The organism is Pigmentiphaga sp. (genome assembly GCF_033795525.1).
Taxonomy (GTDB): Bacteria; Pseudomonadota; Gammaproteobacteria; order Burkholderiales; family Burkholderiaceae_B; genus Pigmentiphaga.
Window position 1 is genome coordinate 95,847 of sequence record NZ_JARYGM010000003.1, and the last position, 21,674, is coordinate 117,520.

24 protein-coding genes are annotated in these 21,674 nt (G+C 63.1%); 9 read left to right on the top strand and 15 right to left on the bottom strand.

Translation table 11 applies throughout. The annotated features are described in order from the left end of the window. The first annotated feature begins 23 nt into the window (after positions 1-23). The 5 genes from tagF (at position 24) to QHC78_RS09065 (ending at position 5,094) form a co-directional block, all read left to right on the top strand. The gene (gene tagF, locus QHC78_RS09045) at positions 24-974 is read left to right on the top strand and encodes a type VI secretion system-associated protein TagF (protein ID WP_319743651.1); all 951 of its coding nucleotides are present in this window, start codon (positions 24-26) and stop codon (positions 972-974) included. Between the two features lie 9 nt (positions 975-983). After that, positions 984-2,687 (top strand): serine/threonine-protein kinase, encoded by a 1,704-nt coding sequence (locus QHC78_RS09050; protein WP_319743653.1) that lies wholly within the window; start codon positions 984-986, stop codon positions 2,685-2,687. Between the two features lie 92 nt (positions 2,688-2,779). After that, complete coding sequence (locus tag QHC78_RS09055) at positions 2,780-3,238, top strand: AAC(3)-I family aminoglycoside N-acetyltransferase (RefSeq protein WP_319743655.1); 459 nt, start codon at positions 2,780-2,782, stop codon at positions 3,236-3,238. Positions 3,239-3,302: 64 nt separating this feature from the next. Beyond that, positions 3,303-4,298: a GlxA family transcriptional regulator gene (locus QHC78_RS09060; protein WP_319744867.1), complete on the top strand. Its 996-nt coding sequence runs from the start codon at positions 3,303-3,305 to the stop codon at positions 4,296-4,298. Between the two features lie 154 nt (positions 4,299-4,452). After that, positions 4,453-5,094 (top strand): HD domain-containing protein, encoded by a 642-nt coding sequence (locus tag QHC78_RS09065; protein WP_319743657.1) that lies wholly within the window; start codon positions 4,453-4,455, stop codon positions 5,092-5,094. A gap of 51 nt (positions 5,095-5,145) precedes the next feature. Here QHC78_RS09065 and QHC78_RS09070 read toward each other — a convergent pair whose 3' ends face one another. The 9 genes from QHC78_RS09070 to QHC78_RS09110 all read right to left on the bottom strand — a co-directional run bounded on the left by QHC78_RS09070 (position 5,146) and on the right by QHC78_RS09110 (position 13,857). After that, on the bottom strand, positions 5,146-5,910 hold the full coding sequence (locus tag QHC78_RS09070) for a TorF family putative porin (protein ID WP_413816438.1): 765 nt from the start codon (positions 5,908-5,910) through the stop codon (positions 5,146-5,148). 154 nt (positions 5,911-6,064) lie between these two features. Continuing rightward, complete coding sequence (locus tag QHC78_RS09075) at positions 6,065-6,676, bottom strand: flavin reductase family protein (protein WP_319743659.1); 612 nt, start codon at positions 6,674-6,676, stop codon at positions 6,065-6,067. Next, a complete protein-coding gene (locus QHC78_RS09080) occupies positions 6,673-7,506 on the bottom strand; it encodes an ABC transporter permease (RefSeq protein WP_319743661.1) in 834 nt (277 codons plus the stop codon). The genes QHC78_RS09075 and QHC78_RS09080 overlap by 4 nt, the downstream gene beginning before the upstream one ends. Further along, entirely contained in the window at positions 7,499-8,341 is an 843-nt protein-coding gene (locus tag QHC78_RS09085) for an ABC transporter ATP-binding protein (RefSeq protein ID WP_319743663.1), read from the bottom strand. The genes QHC78_RS09080 and QHC78_RS09085 overlap by 8 nt, the downstream gene beginning before the upstream one ends. Continuing rightward, on the bottom strand, positions 8,338-9,372 hold the full coding sequence (locus QHC78_RS09090; protein WP_319743665.1) for an ABC transporter substrate-binding protein: 1,035 nt from the start codon (positions 9,370-9,372) through the stop codon (positions 8,338-8,340). Before QHC78_RS09090 ends, QHC78_RS09085 begins: the two co-directional genes overlap by 4 nt. A 31-nt stretch (positions 9,373-9,403) precedes the next feature. Further along, positions 9,404-10,312: an alpha/beta hydrolase gene (locus tag QHC78_RS09095; RefSeq protein WP_319743667.1), complete on the bottom strand. Its 909-nt coding sequence runs from the start codon at positions 10,310-10,312 to the stop codon at positions 9,404-9,406. Next, a complete protein-coding gene (locus QHC78_RS09100; protein ID WP_319743669.1) occupies positions 10,309-11,865 on the bottom strand; it encodes a class I adenylate-forming enzyme family protein in 1,557 nt (518 codons plus the stop codon). The genes QHC78_RS09095 and QHC78_RS09100 overlap by 4 nt, the downstream gene beginning before the upstream one ends. Before the next feature lie 60 nt (positions 11,866-11,925). Beyond that, positions 11,926-12,765: a CoA-transferase gene (locus QHC78_RS09105; RefSeq protein WP_319743671.1), complete on the bottom strand. Its 840-nt coding sequence runs from the start codon at positions 12,763-12,765 to the stop codon at positions 11,926-11,928. 24 nt (positions 12,766-12,789) lie between these two features. Next, positions 12,790-13,857, bottom strand: coding sequence for a CoA transferase subunit A (locus tag QHC78_RS09110; protein ID WP_319743673.1), 1,068 nt, complete (start codon positions 13,855-13,857; stop codon positions 12,790-12,792). Positions 13,858-13,910: 53 nt separating this feature from the next. Here QHC78_RS09110 and QHC78_RS09115 point away from each other — a divergent pair, with 53 nt between their 5' ends. Next, positions 13,911-14,843, top strand: coding sequence for a LysR family transcriptional regulator (locus QHC78_RS09115; protein WP_319743675.1), 933 nt, complete (start codon positions 13,911-13,913; stop codon positions 14,841-14,843). Positions 14,844-14,976: 133 nt separating this feature from the next. Continuing rightward, positions 14,977-15,405, top strand: a complete 429-nt coding sequence (locus QHC78_RS09120; protein WP_319743677.1) for a DUF6841 family protein — start codon at positions 14,977-14,979, stop codon at positions 15,403-15,405. Positions 15,406-15,456: 51 nt separating this feature from the next. Here QHC78_RS09120 and QHC78_RS09125 read toward each other — a convergent pair whose 3' ends face one another. Next, on the bottom strand, positions 15,457-15,639 hold the full coding sequence (locus QHC78_RS09125; protein ID WP_319743679.1) for a DUF3008 family protein: 183 nt from the start codon (positions 15,637-15,639) through the stop codon (positions 15,457-15,459). An 82-nt stretch (positions 15,640-15,721) separates the two neighbouring features. Beyond that, positions 15,722-16,477, bottom strand: a complete 756-nt coding sequence (locus QHC78_RS09130; protein ID WP_319744871.1) for an SDR family NAD(P)-dependent oxidoreductase — start codon at positions 16,475-16,477, stop codon at positions 15,722-15,724. 171 nt (positions 16,478-16,648) lie between these two features. On the opposite strand from QHC78_RS09130, the gene QHC78_RS09135 reads away from it, so the two are divergent. After that, positions 16,649-17,569, top strand: a complete 921-nt coding sequence (locus tag QHC78_RS09135) for an AraC family transcriptional regulator (RefSeq protein ID WP_319743681.1) — start codon at positions 16,649-16,651, stop codon at positions 17,567-17,569. Positions 17,570-17,639: 70 nt separating this feature from the next. Next, entirely contained in the window at positions 17,640-18,764 is a 1,125-nt protein-coding gene (locus QHC78_RS09140; RefSeq protein ID WP_319744873.1) for a Fic family protein, read from the top strand. 38 nt (positions 18,765-18,802) lie between these two features. Here the strand turns inward: QHC78_RS09140 and QHC78_RS09145 are convergent, their stop codons facing one another. From QHC78_RS09145 to QHC78_RS09160, 4 genes are all read right to left on the bottom strand, one after another. After that, positions 18,803-19,306 carry a hypothetical protein gene (locus QHC78_RS09145; protein ID WP_319743683.1) on the bottom strand — a complete coding sequence of 168 codons (504 nt, stop codon included), beginning with the start codon at positions 19,304-19,306 and terminating at the stop codon, positions 18,803-18,805. Positions 19,307-19,408: 102 nt separating this feature from the next. Then, complete coding sequence (locus QHC78_RS09150) at positions 19,409-19,993, bottom strand: TetR/AcrR family transcriptional regulator (RefSeq protein WP_319743686.1); 585 nt, start codon at positions 19,991-19,993, stop codon at positions 19,409-19,411. 217 nt (positions 19,994-20,210) lie between these two features. Next, positions 20,211-20,561, bottom strand: a complete 351-nt coding sequence (locus QHC78_RS09155) for a hypothetical protein (RefSeq protein WP_319743688.1) — start codon at positions 20,559-20,561, stop codon at positions 20,211-20,213. A 338-nt stretch (positions 20,562-20,899) separates the two neighbouring features. After that, positions 20,900-21,649 (bottom strand): 3-oxoacyl-ACP reductase family protein, encoded by a 750-nt coding sequence (locus QHC78_RS09160; protein WP_319743690.1) that lies wholly within the window; start codon positions 21,647-21,649, stop codon positions 20,900-20,902. Positions 21,650-21,674: the final 25 nt, after the last annotated feature.

Here is a 21,674-nt window from a genome sequence, read left to right on the forward strand (position 1 = left end):
TGCCCTCCTTGGGAATTCCCGACATGAACCGACAGGCAGAGAAGGTCTTCGGCTGGTACGGCAAGATTCCGTCCGCCGGCGATTTCGTCAGCCGGCGCATTCCCCGGGACCTGCTGGAATGGTGGGATCGATGGATGCGAGGCGGCATGGCGGGCCTGCGGCTGCAGCCGGGCGCCTCGCAGATCTTCCGCGCCGGCCAGGTCTGGAACTTCGCCATTCCCGCGAGCCTGGGCGTTCCCTACGTACAGGTAGGCAGCATCGCCGCAAGCCACGACAGGGTAGGACGCGAGTACCCGGTGTGCGCGGCACTGCGGGTCCCGCGCACGGACTATCGCCCCGCGCTGCTGGCGTCGTCGGGCGAGTTCTACCATGGCCTCGGCGCCGCGCTGAGCGGCGCGCTGGCCCACCGCCGCGGCCCCGACCAGCTGGACGACGAATTGCTGCGCGCAGCATCGAGCGTGGTGCGGCATGCGGGCATGCCAGCTGCCGAGCGGCCCGCTCGAAAACCTACCGACACCGCGGACCGGACGCCCTACCTTCCTTCAGCGTCTCTCCCACCTGGACCGAACCAGCCGGGGGACGACATCCTGGCCATCCTGAACGGCCCCGCCGGCGCACCGCAGCCGGGCGCATACCCGGGCAGCGGCGACATCCTGGACGTCCTCGGCACGAGCGGGCTGGCCACGCCCGAGACGGCTCCGCTCCCCGACTTGGCCGCGCCGCCCATTATGCCGACGCCGGTGCCCGCGCCCACCGTTACGGCCGGCGGCCATTCCGCCAACGAAGGCATGCCGCCCGGCTGGCCCGACCTGGCCCTGTATTTCGATCCGGATGGGCGCACCAGCTATTGGTGGACCAACCAAAGCGCGGGGCAGCCGCTGCAGACCTGGCTGCACGGCGGCGGCCTGAATACCGCGCTTTTCTGCCATTTGTTCGCACCGACGGGAGCACCGCGCCCCCTCGGCCTGATCTAGGAGAAAGCGGTGGAAGCCATAACGGGACATTCTCAGGTTCCCGGCCTGTCCGCGGGTGTACGCATCGGGCCTTACGAAATTCGCCGGGAGTTGCGCCGCACCCCCGTGCAGGTCGAGTACCTGGCCTTCGACACCCAGAGGCAGTCGCCTGCCCTGCTGCGGGAATACTTTCCGGCCGCATTGGCCCGGCGATCCAACACCGACGGCGCGATACTGCCGCCAGAAAGCCAGGGCGATGCATGGCAAGCGGGACTGCGTGCGTTCGCCGACGAGGCCGAATGGATGGCGCATCTTCATCATCCGGCCTTGCTGGGCGTGCTCGATGTCATACACCGCAACGGCACGGTCTATGCGGCCTCTCCTGCTCCGGCCGCGGTGCCGCTCAAGCCCGCCGGCGGGTGCGGAGCCGACGAGCTCAAGGCGCTCCTCGAGCCTCTGCTGGGGGCACTCCAGGCCGTGCATCGTGCGGGACACTACCACGGCGCGGTCGCCTTCTCCCATCTGATGCGCCTGGCCGATGGACAGCCCCTGCTGCTGCCGGGAGATGCCGCCGCCCGCGCACTGGCGGCGAGCCTGGACGACTATCCCGCGCCCTGGGAGGATGGCTATGCCGCACTGGAACAGTATCTGGACGACCCTGCCACGCGGCCCGGCCCATCGGCCGACATCTATGGACTGGGCGCGCTCGCCTATGAAGCCGTCACCGGCAAGCGGCCTCCCGCTGCGCCGCGCCGTTCCATTGCCGACGAATACGAGCCACTGACTCGGCAGCCCGCCGGGAACCATCCGGCCACGGTACTGGCCGCCATCGATGCCGCGCTGGCACTGTGGCCGTCGGACCGGCCCGCGTCGATCGAGACTTGGACCGATATGCTGCAGATGCGCCCGCAAGCCGCGCACGCCACTGCGCCCCTGGAGCCAGCTGCGGCCGTCGCTCCCATGGCGGCAGCCGCGGGAGTGGATGCCCTCGCCGGCCAGCCCGTGGAAGCACCGGCGTCCCGCCCTCCTAGCGAGGCGCCCCTTTCCGCCAAGGAGACGCCATCGCGGCGCGTGTCGCCCTGGTATGCCGCCATCGTGGCCGTGGTGCTCGCGGCCGCCCTGGGTTGGCTGCTGGGCCGCGAATGGGGCCCCGCGCCGCAGGCGCCTTCGCCCGCCGCAACGCCCGAGCTTGCCGCAACGCCCGAGCATGCCGCACAACCGGCCGAGCCCGAGCCGGAACTTCCTGCGCCGCAGCTCGCCGGGCCCGAGCTTGCCGCCCCCGAAGTGCCCACGCCTCCAGCCGTCGCGCACGAGGAGACCGGCACCACCCAGCCTGCATCCGAACCCTCGGCCCTGCCCGTAACGCCGGAATCTGTCGCGCTACCCGAAGCGGCACCTCCCATGGCGCCGCCACCGGCCCCCCCGACGCCTGCTGTCCCCGCCGCAACCATGCCGGACCACGATGCGGCCCCGCCCCCGGCCGCCATGGCGCCGGCCGCCCCACCGGTGCCCGCCCCCGCCGATACGCAGCCCGTGCGCGTACAGCTGAAGATCAGCCCGTGGGGCGAAGTCGTCGTGGATGGACAGTCGCGCGGCCCCAGTCCTCCGCTGCGCGAACTATCGCTGCCGCCGGGCAAGCACCGGATCGTCGTACGCAACGCCGATCTCCCGCCGTATGAAACGACGCTGACCATCCAACCGGGCAAGCCGGCATCCATCGAACATCAGTTCTGAGCATCACGGGACTCGGCCGCACAGCGGCCAGGACCGGTGCCGTCGCTACAATCTCCTGCCGGATCGCCACCATAGCGAACGAGGAGACCCCGATGCCGTCCCCCATCGACATCCGCCGCCTGCGTAGCGGCGACATCCCGGCCATGCGCGCCCTGAACGCGTTGTTCGCCGTCGAATTCGGCGACACCGACAGCTATGCCGCGCAGCCGCCGGCCGACACCTATCTGCGCAAGACGCTGGACAAAGACCACGTCATAGTGCTCGCGGCCCTCGAAGCCGGCCACGTAGTCGGCGGCCTGGTTGCCTATGAACTCGACAAGCTGGAGCGCGCGCGCAGCGAGATCTATCTGTACGACCTGGCCGTGGCCTCGTCACGCCGGCGGCGAGGCATCGCCACACGGCTCATCACTGCGCTGCGCGCGATCGCCCGCGAGCGCGATGCATGGGTCGTCTTCGTCCAGGCCGACTACGGCGACGACCCGGCCATCGCCCTCTACCAGAAGCTGGGAATACGGGAAGAGGTGCTGCACTTCGATCTGCCCATCCACTAATATCCCGCTGTGCACGCGGTCCGGCCAACAGGCCTTTGCCGCGAGGCGGGGGACAAGGATGACCATACAGACCGTTGCGATCGCGCTCCATGACGGCGTCCAGGCGCTGGACGTCGCGGGCCCCGTGGACGTCTTCAACGAGGCAAACAACTATGTGTCGCCGGAAGACCGGTACGAGACCGTATTGGTCGCCGCCCATCGCGAACCGCTGCGGGCCTCCAACCACATGCAGCTCGTTGCCGACCGGACATTCGCCGACGCAGAGGGCGGCTTCGACATCCTGCTCGTTGCGGGCGGCCCGGCGCTGCCCCACACCGGACCGGACCCCGCGCTGGTCGACTGGGTACGCGCCGCCCCGTCCCGGGCGGCGCTTTACGGCGCCATCTGCACCGGCGCCTTCGTATTGGGCCATGCCGGCCTTCTCGACGAACGGCGCGTCACCACCCATTGGCAGCACGCGCAGGCATTGGCCGCGCGTTTCCCGAAGGCCATCGTGGAACCCGATGCCATCTACGTGCAGGACGGCCGCCTGTTCACCTCTGCCGGCGTAACGGCGGGGATAGACCTCGCGCTGGCGCTGGTCAGACAACGCCACGGCGCCCAGCTTGCCCTGACGGTCGCCAAGCGGCTCGTGGTCGTCGCCCAGCGCCAGGGCGGCCAGTCGCAATTCAGCCCCTACCTCACCGTGTCCGCAGACACGGACTCACCGGTGGCGCGCGTGCAAAGCCATATCATGGCCAACATCAAGGCGCGCCATACGCTGGAATCGCTTGCCGCCCAAGTCGGCATGAGCGCCCGCAACCTTGCCCGCTACTTCGTCCAGGAAGCGGGTGTCACGCCTCACGAATTCATACAACGGGCGCGGATCGATGCGGCGCGCATGATGCTCGAAGGCAGCAACCGCCCCCTCAAGACCATCGCCTATGAATGCGGGTTCGGCACCGCCGACCGGATGCGCCTGGTATTTACCGATCGCCTGGGCGTAACGCCGGCGCAGTACCGCGCCAGCTTCCTGCAGCAGGGCCAGGACTCCGTCCAAAACGAAGCCTCCTTGTCCTGATTCGCTGTCGCGCTTTGCTTGTCCCTCCCCCGGGCGGCTGCTGAAATCTACCCGTGCGCGCTCCGGCCCACGCCGACACGCGAAGCCCCGCGGCCATGGCGCTTCCGGCGGCGCCGCGCCCGCATCCCGCGCCTTTCCAACAAGGAGTATGACCATGACAGAAACGATTGCGGGCATACGCGTGCCCGACAGCGCGATCGCCCGTGCCGCCACCCAGCTGGTTCGGGATACCGAAGACGACCTGCTCTACAACCATAGCCGCCGGGTTTTCTTCTGGGGCGCGCTTACCGGCGAGCGCCGTGGACTCGACTATGACCCCGAGCTGCTCTACCTCGGCGCCATGTTCCACGACATGGGACTGACCCAGCCCTACTCCAGCCCCGACCTGCGCTTTGAAGTGGATGGCGCCAACGCCGCGCGCGACTTCATGAAAAGCTACGGCGTATCCGAACGCGAGATCGAAGACGTATGGACCGCCATCGCGCTTCACACCACGCCCGGCATTCCCGAACACATGCGCCCCACCATCGCACTGGTCACGGCCGGAGTCGAAATGGACGTACTGGGCATCGCCTACCACGACTTCACGCACGAACAGCGCGAACACGTGTGCGCGCACCATCCGCGCGAGTCCAATTTCAAGGAAAACATCATCGACCACTTTGCCGACGGCATCAAACACAAGCCGCACACCACCTTCGGCAACGTCAAGGCCGATGTGCTCGCCTTGAAGGACCCGACGTATCGCCGGATGAATTTCTGCTCCATCATCCTGTCGTCCGCCTGGCCACGATGACTGCCGCGACGCTCTACCAAGGCGGCCCGGGCGTATCGGCCGGGACCACGCTCAGAACGTCTTGGTGATCGACACGAACCCGGTCGCGCTGCCCAGATACCGGCCCTTCGGGTTCGTGTACACGGCCCGATCGGCGTTGGTATCGAGATAGGCAACCGATGCGCTGAAGCCGCCACCCAGGTCTTTCGTCACCCCCAGCTTCCAATCGGTGTACGAACCATTATCGACGTGCTGCACCACCTGGCGCCCCACATGGGTATTGAGCACGAGACCCCACACGCCCACATCGAAATTGCCGTTGAGTTCGACATAGTGGCTGTTCTTGCTATCCGCAAATCCGAACAGATTCGTCAAGGCATGCGAATACTTGACGCTCAGCGGGCCGTAGCCCACGCTTGCATAGACCTCGGTCGTATCCGGACTCACAAAACCCGCCGGATAATCGCCGGGATACTCGTAGCGCAGGACGCCTACGTCGAGATTGACACCGTTGCCCCAAGCGTGGCGAAAGCCGCCGTAGAAGTCCATTTCCAGCGGCGCCGACACCTCGGCATTGCCGTCGCCGAGCCAGCTGATGCTCGAGTTCCAGTTCCCGAGGTAGAAGCCGCTCGCATGCGTAAAGTCCACCCCGCCCTGGATTGCCGGCCGGCGGTTCGTCTGCATCAGGCCCCGATAGCGGTACTCGCTGGCCAGGGTTGCGTTGGCTGTGAGGGTGTAGCTCGACGCAGGGTCAGGGTCTGCGGGTTGCGCGTAAAGGGGGTGGCAGACAGCCAGCGCAGAGCTGAACAACGCCGCGCGGCCCATGGGATGCAACATAAGCGTCTCCGGAAATGGGAAGGGAGACGCAAAGATAGGCAACGGCGAATAAAGACAGTATCAAGAGTGACTGGGCGAACGTAAAGATTGCGTCAAAACGGGGTGGGATCGCGACATTTGACCGGGGAAGCCGGAGCATGCGAATCCGTTTAGCTCACACCTTGATCAACTCACCGATGCGACAATAGACACGGCCGCCAACGCGACCCAGGGGTCCATACGCCCGGATGTCGACCTTGTAGTCGCGTACCAGTCCAATCCTGGCATGGGCCATGACGGCCTCGCCAACCACCAGGTGGCTTTCCCCTAAGCGGACGATGCTGTGCAGACGACATTCGAACTGCACGAGGGTTTCCGCGACTCTCGGTGTTCTGATCATGGAAGATGGCACCGTAGTCAAACCCAGCGCATCGACCTCGCTTACCTCCGGCAAGAACGCTTGACCACATGCCTGTACCGTTTCGGCTAACGTATCCGGCACGGTATTGACGACGAATTCCCCGCTCATCCGGACATTACGTAGCGTGTCCTTCTCGGTATTACTCGCACGCCCTTCCGAACCGACCGCAAACGCCAGCAAAGCGGGGCTCGTAGAAACCACCATGAAATTACTGAATGGCGCCGCATTGACTCCGCCTGCCGCATTGAGTGTCGAAACCAGTGCAATGGGCCGAGGCACGACGCTGCCCATCAGGATTTTGTAGCGCTGCAACCGCTCGATCGGCCCCAAGGCGATCGGTTCGAACTCTCCGGCCGGCCCGTTCATGCACGTTGCTTCCATGGAATGACCACCTGCTCGAGTTCCTGAAGCAGCAACGTGGTCAAGACTCCGAGGATTCCCATCGTCACGACCCCGACGAACATGCGGTCCACCTGGAGCAATTCCCAGGATGTCCATATAAGCTGGCCAACCCCCTCGTCAGCAGCAACGAACTCTGCCGCTACCACGATCAACAGGGACAAGCCCAGCGCCAAGCGCAGCCCTGTGAAAATCATCGGCATGGCGCCTAGCAGCACCACTTTGCGAAACATGATGCCCGGCGTCGCGCCGAAGTTACGAGCGGCATCGATGTAGATTTTTTCGATATTTGCGGCGCCAGAGTACGTATTGATCAAGATAGGAAAGAAGGCAGCAATCGCCACCACGGCTATCTTCGACGCTTCGCCAAAGCCGAAGGCAAGCAACAGCAACGGCATCAGCGCGATCTTCGGCACTGGAAAAAGCGCGGCGATGAGCGGGTCGAGCGCATAGCGCACTGGCTTCCACATCGCCATCATAAGACCCAGTGCCACACCAGGAATGATCGCAATCGCGTAGCCGGCACCGACCCGAAACAGCGTCGCGCCAAGGTGGCCAAGGAGTTCGCCTGAACCGAGCATCGAGACGAAAGTAAGGGCGATGCCGCTTGGCGGCGGTACCAGTCGACGATCCGCCATACCAAGATCGACGGCAACCTCCCAGACGAGCAGAAGAGCCAGCGGAGCCACTATCGCGAGTACTCGCTGGCGACTCTTTTCGGAGGCGGCTCGCGACCTGGCCCTCCTGCCGAGCGTCCCCGAAATAATGCGAACAGAACTTCCTGCGATATCACTCATGGCCCTCCACCTCCTTCCGTGCCCGCGTAACCTCCTCCTCCAGCGTGCGCCACAACCGCAATTTCATTGAAGCGAACTCAGGAGTGGCACTGATGCTGATGATGTCGCGGGGACGAGGAAAGGGAATGTGCATTTCCTCCTTGATTCGGCCCGGCTGTGCCGTCATGATGATGGTGCGGTCGCCAAGCATCAGCGCCTCTTCCAACGAGTGAGTGACGTACACGACTGTCTTGCGGCTGGTTTCCCAGAGGCGCACCAGCTCATCCTGCAAGATGGCACGGTTCTGCGCGTCAAGCGCCGCGAAAGGTTCATCCATCAGCAACAACGCCGGGTTCGTGACAAAGGCACGCGCGATAGCCGCACGCTGCTTCATGCCTCCGGATAGCTGGTGTGGGTAATGCTTCCGAAACTTGCCCAAGCCGACCAGTTGCAGCGCGTCGGACACGCGCTGTTCACACTCTCGCCCTGAGACCCCGCGGTTGCGCAGGCCGAACGCAACGTTATCGAAAACGTTCATCCATGGAAACAGGCCGGCCTCCTGGAAGACCATGGCGTTTTCGACGGGCCAGCCGGTGGAATCTATCGCCACCGTCCCGGAGTCCGGCGTTTCGAGCCCCGCTAAAATGCGAATAAGCGTCGATTTTCCGCAGCCTGAAGGTCCCACGAGACACAAGAATTCTCCCGCTCCGATCGACAAATCGACGTGATCGAGCGCCACGAACTGGCCACCCTTGCTGTCGAAGGCCTTGTATAAACCCTGGATCTCTATCTTGGCGCCCTGACGGCGGGATAGCTCGACATCGGGACGCACATGTCCGCGAGGTTGCGCGCTCATCGGCATCCCTCCCGCCCGTCATCTCGCGCGGGCTTGTAGGGACCAAGTTCCTCGGCAGCCCGCTCGATCAGGCTGGTGTTGACCATCTTCGAGAACGCATGCTTTCTCGCGATCAGCCCTTGTTCGAGAAAGAAATCCTGTATAGCCATCAGGCTACGCTCGGCCACTCTGCCGTCAGGATCAATCGCGGTCCACGAAATGCGGTCGATGAATTTTTCATCGTTGATCTTGGTGTATCGCGCCATCATCCGCACAACCTCCTGCCGGTTCGGGCCGAAGTGGTACGCATCGCAGTAGTCGCGCCGGGCACGCATCAATGCCAGCACGAACTTGTAGGCCGCATCCGGGTTGGCTGCTGCCCAGTCGGTATTGATCTGCATCAGTGCGATGTCCGTCGGCTTGACCTTGATGACATCGTCCGGGTTGATCCAACGGAACGCGAACTTTTTCTCCTCTGCGACCTCGATCGACGGAGAAATCATCATCGCCGCGTCGACCGCACCCGTATCTAGCGCCACCGGCATCTGGCTGAACGGCATGAATTTCACGGTGACGTCCTTGAGACTCAGTCCGCCGGCTTCCAGCACCTTGCTGATCTGATACATCGTTACCGACCCGCGATTGTTGGTAGCGATGGTCCGCCCCTTTAGATCCGCGGGCGTGTTCACCACTCCCTTGAGCTCGCTGCGAAGCATGATCGCCTGGTTGTACGGGCTACGTGCTCCGGACATGATGATTTCAAGCGGCAACCCCTTGTCCACCGTATTGAATAGGCCTACCGAAGGTGCGCCGGAGATGGCTTGCAGCCGTCCCGAGGCCAGCATCGCAGCCAGATCGCCGGAGGATCCGACCGGCTGAGCTTCTACGCTTAGCCCATACTCCTTGAAGTAGCCCTTGTCGATCGCGATATACAGCGGTGCGCCGGGCAGCGACGGTACGGCGCCCACCGTGATCCGATCCGGCTCCTTGGCGTCGGCACCGCCAGCCAGCAAGGCCATTCCCAGAACCATCGAAAGCCATATTCTTTTCATCGTCTCCTCCTTGGTCTCATTTGCGGCCCGGTTAGTCCGACGGTGGCTCGCACTCCATCAGGAAGCGGAGGATCTCCGGACCCAATACGTCACCGGGCAGTCCTAGGTGCAACAGGCCGGAGAGGTGGTTATGCCCGGCGAGCTGCACGAAGCGAGGTAAATGCCGCCGGCTATCGAGCAGCGCCCCGGCAAGGAGCAAAGCCTGCCGCTCGAAACGCGACGGGTCGAGTTCCGCCACTCCCACCCACAAAGGCACGCCGGCGTCGGCGATGCCCGGCAGCGCTGACCGCTCGGCAAAGCGGGCAGGATCATCGCCGTAATAGCCCACCGCGACGGTGCGAGGGTCGTTTGCGACAAGGTCGTAGACCCCGGAAAGCAAGAGCCCTCCGGCGAGCCCGTGTCCGCCGGCGCCGTGGAACTGCCGATGGCCTATGTATGCAGCAACGTGCGCTGCGCCAGCGGACTGTCCGAAGACAAACACGCGCGCCGGGTCGACGTCCAGGTCGTTCGCGTGGTTGCGGATCCATCGGATTGCCGCGCCCACGTCCTGCGGACCCGCCGGCCAAGGATGTGCGGGCGCCAGCCGGTAGGTCATGTTCACCCCCACCAGCCCCTGGCGCGCGGCCCAAATGCCGACATGCTGGTTGAACGGACTGCCCGGCCGGCGCTTGTCACCGCCCACGAATCCGCCCCCATGGACGAAGAGCAGGGCCGGTCGCCGGGCGCCAGGCCGGTCCGGACGAAACACGTCCAATCGATGCCGCTCATCGGGCCCATACGGGTGGTCATTCTCTACCAGCACGCCGGAGGCCGGCTCGCTGGCATGCAAGGGCGCATAGAGCCGCTGTGACTCGGCAAGCGTCTCGGCATCGAGTTTGCGGCCGATCGCCCGGATGCGGGCAGTAATTCCGGCAAGCGTGGTTTCTGAGTTATGTGTCATAGGTTTTCGGCCCTCGGCCCGGTTTCTTGGCCCTGGAGTATCAGCACGAGGTCTTTCTTGATGATCTTGCCCGTGGCATTGGTAGGCAGCGATTCGAAAAACCGCACGGACTTGGGGCGCTTGGGGGCGCCGAGCCGCTCGCGGCAATAGGCAAGGATTTCCTCTTCGGTACAACTGGACTGCGGCACGATGCACGCCACCACGCGCTCGCCCCAGTGCGAGTCTGGCACGCCGACCACCGCCGCCTCGCGGACGGCGTGGTGGGCCAGCAGCACGGGCTCGATCTCCGCCGGATAAACGTTGATGCCCCCGGAGCGGATCATGTCACGCTTCCGGCCGCACAGAAAGAGATATCCCCGCTCATCCCTATAGGCCAGATCGCCGGTCAGCAGCCACCCGTTGCGGATCGCCTTGGCGGTATCTTCGGGAAGTTCCCAATAGCCGCGGAACATAGCCGGTCCGCTGATGGCGATCTCGCCGACCTCGCCAACCGCCACAGGCTCCAGTTGCTCGTCAACGCATTCCACCTGGCACAGGCGACCTGGACGACCACAGGAATGGGTCCCTGGAAAGGCCGGGTCGGCGAAGGCTTGACGGAAATCCATCGGGGTCTTGAAGGTCACCAGCCCGCCCGCCTCGGATGAGGCATAGCCCGCGGTAATATCGGCGCGAAAGGTAGGCTGCGCGCGCCACGAGTCGAGAGACCGGATCTGGTTGATGCCATGCAGAATGCGAAGAGATCCCAGATCTCGTCCCATAAATCCCGGGTGGGCAGACAAGCGCCGCGCCATCCAGTCCATCGCCGTCGCATGGGTTATCCCTTCGCGCTCGACGGCGTCCAGATAGAGGTCCGCATCGAACTTGGGCAACATTACAACCCGCATACCCTGGTATAGGTAGAGCAGCAGGTAGTAAACCGCCATGCCGGCGGCCAGCGGCTGAGCCACCAGGCCCACGTCGTCCTGACGTAGGGGATGCTCGGTAAGCGCGCTGAGCAGCCCCATGATGAAAGCCTGGTGCGTACGCACGCAACCCTTGGGACGGCCCGTCGTACCGCTGGTGAACTTGATAGTCAGGTCGTCGGTCGGTTCTACCTCCGTATCCGGAACGCAGGAAGGGCAGAGTGCCGTCGCCGAAGCGTAATCGATTGGCAACCCGTGATCGGGCCCAACGCCGATTACCTTCTCGACTGACGCCAGTTCATCCGCGATCGACCGATACATGCCGGCGGCTGAGGCCTCCACGATCATGAATCGCGCGCGCAGCTTGTTGGCGATGAATGCAATTTCGGACCCCACCAACGTCGGCATCACAGGCGCGCTGATGCAACCGATCTTCGCGATGCCAAAATAGCTTTCGACGAACTCGACCGAATTGTTGAGTAGCAATACGACCCGGTCCCCGTGTTCTGCACCCAGCGACTGCAGCAGATGGCCGACGCGGTTGGCGCCGGTATCGAGCTCGCGCCAAGTCAGACGCCGGGCACCGAATACCAGCGCCTCGCTATCCGGATTCAGGCCGGCATGATGTTCCAGGATCCTGCCGACGGCCATCGAGCTTCTTTTTCTCACCTGTTGCCAGCGGGAAGCCCCGCCCTCCTTTCAAAGCGGAACTCAACCCACCGTCAACCGCCGCCGACGCAGCATGCCGCCGCGATCCACGCGTGTCCGCAGCATTTCCAGTTCCCAGTCCGTAGGCGCGGTGGTGGTCGGCACATGGTCGGGAATCACCAGCTCGAACCCGGTATTGGCGACGACCTCCTCGACGGTATGGCCTGGGTGGACGGACACCAGGCGCATGCGATGCTCGTCCTCGGTAAAGTCGCACACGCAGATGGGCGTCCACACCAATTGCGGGCCTTCGCGACCATCCAGCGTCTCGTAGCGGCTGTTGCCGCCTTCCATCCAGCCCGCGCCGCTCCGGTAGTCCACCTGCTCCACGAAGGTGCGTTTGTTGTGGTGCTCGAAGTAAAGGTTGATCGGACCGGTCCCCATCCATAGCACGCCCACGGTACCCGGCCCCCTGACCTTGAGATCGGGATAGGGCCCGCCGATACCGATCATGTTGATATTGCCGTACTTGTCGACCTGCATACCGCCGAAGCCGGAACCACCGCGCCTGATGCGCTGCTTGCCACGACGGCCCTTGGTCCCGTTGTCCACCACATCGGCAAGATAGATCTTGCATTCGGCACCATAGGCTGCACGGGGATCCCACGTGCCGATAGGAAGCGTGTCGAACTTGGCGTTGTATACGCCGGCACCGCCGCAGAACAGCCACATATTGGGGGTAACCGTCAGCTGTGCCAGCCGGTTGGCCGCCAGCGAGATAATCTGGTTCGCCCCGCCGCTCCCAAGGACCTCGTCATCGCCGGCGCAGGAACGGGCGATGATGATCGCCAGCAGTTCAGCAGTCGAATACTTGTCCGTGCCAGGAGTCGCGATTTCAGACATGTCGTCTCCGTACGAAGGGAAGGATTAAACCGCCAGCATCCGACGCAATTGCGTCAACTTGCGCAGGCCGCCGACCTTCTCCAGGTACTCGAAGTGATCGAGGCCGAGAATGAATTCCTCGACGTACTGCTGGCCTTTGCCATCGCCCACCATGGACAAGTAAAGCTTGAGATGGTCCTCGTCCAGGGCATAGTGGCCCGACGAGAATGTGGGATGGGCACCGAAAGGCGCATGCACGACATAATCCACCCAAAGGCCGGGAATCGTGGTCTTCACGGGATCCTTGGTGATGACATCCGGCCCGACGATTTCGTCCGCCTGGACGATGACGATATCCGCCGCCTTGGCCTTGTCACGCTCCTGGCCGGTGCCCCCCCAGCATTGCGCGTTGCCGTAGGCGTCGGCCACTTGGGCATGCATGATGAACACGTCGGATTTCAATGGCGGAATGGCATAAACCTCCCGACCGGAGAAGGGATCGACCACTTTTTTCAGTTCGGGATTAAGACTTTTGGCGGAGATAGCCTCATAGAGATACTGGACCGGTGCAAACGGTCGTCCGCCGGCTGCTGCCTGCGTGCCGAGAATAATGAAAGGTTCGTCGGCCTCCACGATTTCCAAGGTATGGTCCCGGGCCGCCTGGCGAAACGCCGGTGCCATGCCCAAGTACTCGAAGCCCACGTACGACAGATAAAGTTTTTTCAGCATCCCCGCCGCAATAGGGAGATCAGCCGCGATCGATGCGGTGACTGGCGGAATCATGGTCATTCCGCTCGCGCCGGCACGTATCGCCGCGCGCAGCAGCGACATCGCGCCGTCCGCCGAGTGCGAACCGGCCAGCGACAGGGTACGCTTGGACGCGATGATACGGCCGGCTTCATCGAGCGAAATGATCTTGCTGCGACGATTCGGATCGGCCGGTAGCTGGTCCTCCAGCGGAATCATGAATGAGTGGCGTGTCTCTTCCATCTTGGCTCTCTGAGAGTTGTCCATGCCGGCGTGGCCGTTTCCTGCCCGCTCTCGTCGCTGCACAATCTGTTGGTGCCGTCGGCGCACCAGCGTGCCCCCGAACGGCTTGCGATAGTTCAGCACACTCGAATTCGTAGGTTAAGTAAGATTGTCGGATCAATTCATACGGCCGATTTATGAATTCGACTACCCGCCACCTCCGCGCCTTGCTCGAGATCGCGAGACTGAAGAGTTTCACGCGTGCCGCCGAGCGGTTGCACATCACTCAGGCGGGCTTGAGTTCGATGATTCATGAGCTGGAGTCGCAACTGGGTTGCCGCCTGTTCGACCGAACGACGCGGTCCGTGTCGCTGACCGAAGCCGGCACCGTGCTTGTGGCCGCAGCCGAGGAGATCATCAGCAGATTCGACCGTGCCATCGCCGAGACGGGCGAGGCCACAGCATCGGCTCGCCGAGTTCTCTCGGTGGCGGCAACACCCTTCATTTCGTCTAGTCTTTTGCCTGCGGTCTGCGAACGCTTTCGCAACATCGTCCCGGACGTCTCGGTGCGGCTCAACGATACCGTCCACAACGAAGTCCGGGCCTTAATCGACAGTGGCGAATGTGATTTGGGCGTCGGGATCTTCTTCAAGCCGACAGCGGGGATCGAACGAACGCCGATCTTCGATTTCGATTTCGCCGTTGTCTCCCGCGCCGACGAGCCCATGCAGGAGAGCAGCCTGAGAGCCATTTCGCGTAGCCCCATCGCTTGGAGCGCGCTTAAAGACGAGCCATTGCTTGGTATGCCGCCAGGACACGCCATTCAGCGCCTCGTCGACACGCACCTCAAACCGATCGGGCGTCACCAGGACAACCGGCCGTTCTATAACAGCTTCCACACGCTGTTAGCGATGGTCGAGGCCGGTTTCGGGTCTGCCATCCTGCCGTCGTTCGTCGGCGCCGCGGCGGTGGGCCGGCGGCTCAAGCTCCAAGTCGTCGAGCAGCCCCGGTTGCACCTGCAGCTCTGCAGCATTTCGAAGAAGGGGCGAAACTTGCCTGCTGCCGCAGGGGAATTCAACGCGAGTCTCACCAGGGTCATCGCCGAACGCTGGGGCACGGAATACTCGTAACGCTGCAAAAGCATGAAAGGTTTCCGCATGCGCACTTTCGTCGTCTAATAGAATCCCAGGCGCCACTTCGGCCGTCCGGGTATACGAATTGCGCCCAGAATACGCATCGGACACGTCCGCAAGGAGGGCAACGATGGAGCAAGCGATTACCAAGCTGTTCGAACGCTACGAGCACGCCTTCAACACCGCGTTGGCCGGTGACACCGACCTGGACGAAGTCTCCAGCCTGTACACGGATGTGTTCGTGTCCGCCACGCCGGCTGGAATCTCCACCGGCACCAATGACGAGAGCCTCAAACGGGTAATGAAAGCCGGGTTCGAGCACTACCGGGCCATCGGGACCACGCGTATGGCCGTGCACCAGCTTCACGTCGATCCCATCGACGCATTGCACGCCATCGCGTTCGTCGACTGGATCGCCACCTACGACCGGCAGGGCTCAACGCTGAACATCCCCTTTACGAACGCCTATTTCGTCCGCTTGCAAGGAGACGCGCCCAAAGTATTCGGCTGGGTGACAGGAGACGAAGAAGCGGAGCTGCGCAAGCATGGGATCGGGTAATCCAGGCGCTGGCGTCTGCCGAGCGCCTATGGCCCTACGCGGCCGCCCAGGCTAGTGCTTGTGCCCGGGCTTTCCCTTCTGCTTGGTCGAGGCCATGTCCTTCAGTTCCTTCTCGCTCATCGACTTGTACATGGACTTGGAGGCGCCCTCGAGCTCGCCGACCTTGCGTTCGCCACGCTTGGCCGACAGCGCTGCGCCGGCCGCCATTTGCTGGGCCTTGGACTTTGCTGGCATGTCTGGCTCCTTGAAAGTGGAACATGCCGCGCAGCAAGCGCTATGCCTGGGCAGCCTGGACCTGTGGCCCTGCCCCCTCCCCCTAGATACCCTGGCCGCCGGACACTTCGATACGCTGCGCGTTGACCCAGCGGTTGTCCTCGGACAGCAGGCTGGCGATCATCGGCCCGATGTCGTCGGCCACCCCAACCCGCCCCAGAGCCGTCATGCCGGCAAAGAACTGGTTGAACTCCGGCGTGTCGCGCACGGCCCCGCCGAAAAAGTCCGTTTCGATCGCGCCCGGCGCCACCGTGTTGACGGCAATCCTGCGATGCCCCAGCTCCTTGGCCATGTACACCGTAAGGACCTCGACCGCGCCCTTGACCGATGCATAGGCGGACCAGCCCTCGGCGGAAACGCGGGTCAGCCCGGATGAGAGGTTCACGATGCGCCCGCCGTCGGCCAACAGCGGCAGCAGCTTCTGGGTCAGGAAGAACACGCCCTTGAAGTGCACGTCGACCAGCTTGTCGAACGCCGCTTCGCTCATCTGCGCCAACGGAGCCACATCACCGTGGCCGGCGTTGTTGACCAGGTGATCGAAGCTGTCACGTTCCCATGTCAGGCGAAGGACCTCTTTCAAGCGCTCGGCAAACGCCGAAAAGGTCGACGACCGGCCTGCGTCGAGCTGCAGGGCCACGGCCTTGCGGCCGAGCCTTTCGACCTCGGCAACGACGGCCTGCGCCTCTGCCTCGCGGCTGTGGTAGGTGAAGATGACATCGCCGCCCTTGCGGGCGATGGAGAGAACCGTGTTGCGGCCCAGACCCCGGCTGCCGCCTGTAACGAGGGAAATCGTGCTCATCATGAAACTCCCGTTCTGGTGCTTGGTTGGACAGGGCTTCATTCTGGGGCGGCGCGCGTGCACCTCCTTTGCCTGAATCTCCGTGTCGCTGGCTCGTTTCTCCAAAGGTGCCAAACAGGACCAGAAAAGCCGGTACGATGGCCCAGCCAAAGAAGACCACGGTACCCGGGCATGGACGACACACTTCTTGATGCGGTTCGCCGCTACACCGAGGCCTACGCCGGCTCGACCGGTGTGGCCCAAACGCCCATTCCGGGGTTGACCGTCATCCGGTCGACCCACCCCAGCGGCCTGGAATACGCGATCTCCCGACCCCTGGCCTGCCTGGTCCTGCAAGGTAGCAAAGAGGTCACGATGGGAGCCAAGACCTTTGCCTTTTCCGCCGGCGATTCGCTCCTGATCACGGCGGACGTGCCAACGGTCAGCCAGATCACACACGCCAGCGCCGCCGAGCCGTACGTTTCCCTCGTGCTGGACCTCGATCACGCGCTTATCGCTGAACTGTCGATGGAAATGAAAATCGGCCCCGTCGCCCAAGGCGTACCGGTACGAATCGAACCGACCGATTCCGAGGTAGCGGACTCGGCGCTGCGGTTAATGCGCCTGATCGAGCGTCCCGCGGCCTTGCCCATGCTGCAAGCCCAGCTCCTGCGCGAAATGCACTACTGGCTGCTGGTGGGCCGGCATGGCTCTGCGATCCGCCAACTGGGGTGGCCGGACAGCCATGCCCAACGGGTGGCCCGGGCCGTTGCGCTGCTTCGGGCCGAATTTGCGCAACCGCTTCCCATCGAACGGCTGGCCAAAGCGGCCGGGATGAGTCCGTCATCGCTCTACCAGCACTTCCGTGCAGCCACCTCGCTCTCGCCGCTGCAATTCCAGAAGCAGCTTCGCTTGATCGAGGCTCGCCGGCTGATGACCTCGAACGGCCTGTCGGCCAGCAGCGCGGCGTACGCAGTAGGGTACGAGAGCGTGCAGCAGTTCACGCGGGAATACCGCCGCATGTTCGGATTGTCCCCGGCCAAAGACGCCGAGTCGATTAGGGGGCCGGTCAAGGCCGCCTCGTGCTCCGACCGCCGGCCTTGCGGCGAATAGGGGGCTCAATCACCGTAGATAAAGCGGTGAATAGCTTGCTGGCGCGGAGATTATGGCCCATAATCTCCGCATGAAAAGCGGAGATTACCGGTACATCTGGCAGGCAAACGACTGGCCGCACTGGCGTTTCGACCTGGCAGCGCTGGCAGGCCCCATGGCTGACGTCAGTCGTGCCCAGGGCGTATTGCTGGGGCGACTGGCCGACGTCGGCATGCCGTTGCGCAATCAGGCGAGCCTGGCCGCGCTCACCGACGATGTGATTAAGACCAGCGAGATCGAAGGCGAGCAGCTCAAGGTCGAGTCCGTGCGTTCGAGCATAGCGCGCCGGCTGGGCGTCGACATCGGCGCGCTGGCACCGGTGGACCGGCATGTCGAAGGCGTGGTGGAGATGGTGCTCGACGCCACGGTCAACTACCAGGCGCCCATGTCCAGGGAGCGTTTATTCGGCTGGCATGCCGCGCTATTTCCTACCGGCTACTCCGGCCTTTCAAAAATCAAGGTCGGCAATTGGCGCGACGATGCCCGTGGCCCCATGCAGGTAGTATCCGGCCCCATCGGCCGCCAACGCGTACATTTCGAGGCGCCGCCCGCCATTCATTTGGACGCTGAGACCAACCGGTTCATCGACTGGGTGAATGGCAGGTCCAACGGACTACCGCTGCTCGATGCCGGCCTCGGTCATCTGTGGTTCGTCACCTTGCATCCGTTCGACGACGGCAACGGCCGTATCGCCCGGGCCATTGGCGACCTGCTGTTGGCGCGTGCCGATGGCAGCCCCCAGCGCTTCTACAGCCTGTCGGCGCAGATCCAACGGGAACGCAAGGCCTACTACGACATCCTGGAGCGGACCCAGAAGGGGTCGATGGATGTTACCGAGTGGCTCGCCTGGTTCCTTGACGTCTTGCATCGTGCCGTCGATCAAGCGCAGCACACGCTTGACGCCGTGCTGCGCAAAGCACGCTTCTGGCAGCACTGGGCGGCCACGCCCTTGAACGAGCGACAAGTGAGGTTGCTCAACCGGTTGCTGGACGGCTTCGAAGGCAAGCTCACCAGCAGCAAATGGGCGGCCATTGCAAAGTGCTCGCCGGACACAGCGCTGCGCGACATCAACGACCTGCTTGCACGAGGCGTGCTGCGAAAATTGGATGCAGGGGGGCGCAGTACCAGCTACGAACTGAACGATCTTCCGCAGTAGCCGCGCTTTGCAGCCCAGCCGGACGGCACCGGCCATGGTCAGGTATTGGGTATCCGACTGCGTTCGGATCGAATCGCCCACATCTGCAGCGCTGAACCCAGCACAAAGATCACCAGCCAGGCCGCCAACGCGCCGCGCACGACAGGAGACTCGGGCCCCGCGGCCAAGGGATGGGCAACCGGCAGACGCGTCAACGTCTCGTTGATACCCGGAACCAGCAGAAGAAAGAAGCTGAACGTGAACCCGAACTGCGATAGATAGGCCCGCATGCGCGTAAGCGCGGGCACCCGAGAGATAAGCAAGCCGCCACCGACGGCCAGCAGCGCCAGAATACCCAGCGCGTGGCCGACATTGAATCGGCCCGTACTGGACAGCCCGAACGATGTCAGCACGGCCAGCACCAATCCGCCCAAGTAGACCTTCCCAGAAGCGGAGGCGCTATTGATCCCGCGGTAGCGCCAGAAGCTGTAGATACCGGCTGCAATCGGAACGACGCTGATAAGCGTGTGAATCGCGCCCAGGGATGAAAGTGGATGAGGCATTTGAAGATTGCTCCGATAATAATTGGGCGACCAGAATCACCTACCGACTAGTTGGTTGCCTACGAGGGTAAAAAAATGTTGCGGCTCCTGCATTCGCCGCGATCAAGCCGCCTTTAATCGACCGATAGCCGCCCGCGAAATTGACTCGAATGCCTCCGGATTCTTGGACGCCCGTGCCGTCAGCATCGCCCCGTGCACGGTAGACAAAAACGCCTGGGCCTCCACGGCTGGGCTTTCAGTGAGCTTGAATTGCCCCTTTGCAGCTCCTTCCGCCAACACCGCGGCAATCCAGCTGGTCAAGTCTTTGAAATAGCCGCTCACCTCGACTGCGATGCCTTGGGGAATCATGGGCAGCTCGGCAGCCAGCATGGCGCAAATGCATATGGGCGCCGAGCCCTCGCGTATGCACTTGGACCAATACGCGGTATAGGCGCTGAGCCGCGCCAGCGGATCAGTAATTTGACTATCCAGCGCAGCCAACCCCTCGCGCGTCTGCTGGCGATGTAGCGTCACCACAGTCTGGACGAGCTCCGCCTTGCTGGGGAAATGATGGTGGATACTCGGCTTGCCTATGCGCACCCTTTCGGACAAATCGGCATAGCTGAACCCGTTGTAGCCCCCGGCGGCCAACAGCACTTTCGTATGCTCGGCGATCTCGATGGCTCGGGGAGACAGTTCCAAACTCATGGGTTTCACTGTGGAGGAAGGCGATGAAGGGGACGACAATACCGACCGGTTCCGATAAAACAGGTTTGCAAGTGCCACCCAATCTACTAGTTGGTCGGTTTTGTGTCAAGCGCTCTCGGCGCATAGTGGTACAGGCAGGCGCCGCCATGGCGCCTGCCTTTCCTTCTACTGAGCGCTTGGCGCGCTAACTCTGACGCAAAATGGGCAGTTGTCGCGACTACGGGAGCCTGGCGGTAATAAACCCGACCTCGTACTGATAGCCCGGATACTTGCCATTCACCCACGACGCAAACTCCTGCTTCGTGACGCGCTTGCGATAGGCATTGTGTAGCCACACCGTGAACTCTTCCTGCTGCGCGCTAGTGTCCAATGGAATGCGCTTGTATTTCGGATCGGCTTTTATCTGATTGACGAGTGTGTCGAGCCAATCTTGGAACGGCTTGTCCATGCCGACGGCCACCATCTGGGGATTTTCCTGGCTGCTTGTTGCGCAACCTTGGAGCAATGGCGTCGCAAGGGCAAACACGGTTAGAACGGTGGCGCTAACGCGACTGAGTCGGGTGATCATGGTTGGGATCCTCGCAGTTTCGACCGAAGGGCTTGGCGTCACCCGGGAGCATCGATCGCGCGGCGGGCAAATCAGAATAGAAGCGGACCGAAACCCGGGTGGCGCACCATGATGACCATACATCAAGAAAAGGACCGGCGTATAGACGTCTTCATGCGCAGCGAATTGTCCTGGACCCCGGCCATCCATGTGCTGCACCTGTCCGAGATGCGGTTCCCCGCAGCGGCATCAGCTGTATCGCGGTAGCCCACACATCCTCCGGTGCGCTTCGCCTGGCACCGTCCCACTGCCCGGCAGGTTTCAAAAAACGCAAGAGCGGGATGATCTGCTACCTGCATTCAAGCCGAAAACCCGCCATCGATGGTCAGATTGGCGCCGGTGATATAGCCGGCATCGGGCCCGGCCAGGTAGGCAACGAAGCTGGCGATTTCTTCGGCAGACCCGTAGCGGTTGATCGCCATCAGCGCTTTCAATTGCGTGGCGAAATCGCTGCCGTCCGGGTTCATGTCAGTGTCCACCGGACCGGGTTGTACGTTATTGACGGTAATGCCACGCGGGCCGAGGTCGCGCGCCATGCCCTTGGTCATGCCAATCAGCGCCGACTTGCTCATCGCGTATATCGCGCCGCCGCCAGAAGGCATGCGGTCAGCATTGGTACTGCCGATATGGATAATGCGCCCGCCGTTGCCCATATGACGCGCCGCCTCCTGGCTGGCGACGAACACGCTGCGCACGTTGACCGCCAGCGTTTGGTCTAAATCGTCCAACGTCAGGTCATTGGTATCGCCCCACTTCAGCACCCCGGCGTTGTTTACCAGAATATCCAGCCTGCCAAAGTCGCTCGCCGCCCGGCGCACCGCCTGCTGCAGCGCCGCTGCGTCGGTGCTGTCGGCCTTGATGGCGACTGCCTTCCCGCCGGCGGCACTAATTTCGCTTACCACGGCGTCAGCCTGGGTATTCGAGGCGATATAGGTCAGTGCCACGGCTGCGCCATCGCGCGCCAGGCGCTTGGCGATCGCGGCGCCGATGCCGCGCGAGCCGCCTTGAATGAAGGCGACTTTGCCTTGCAGGGGTTGTGCTGCTGTCATGATCTTTCTCCATAGCGTCCGAGGT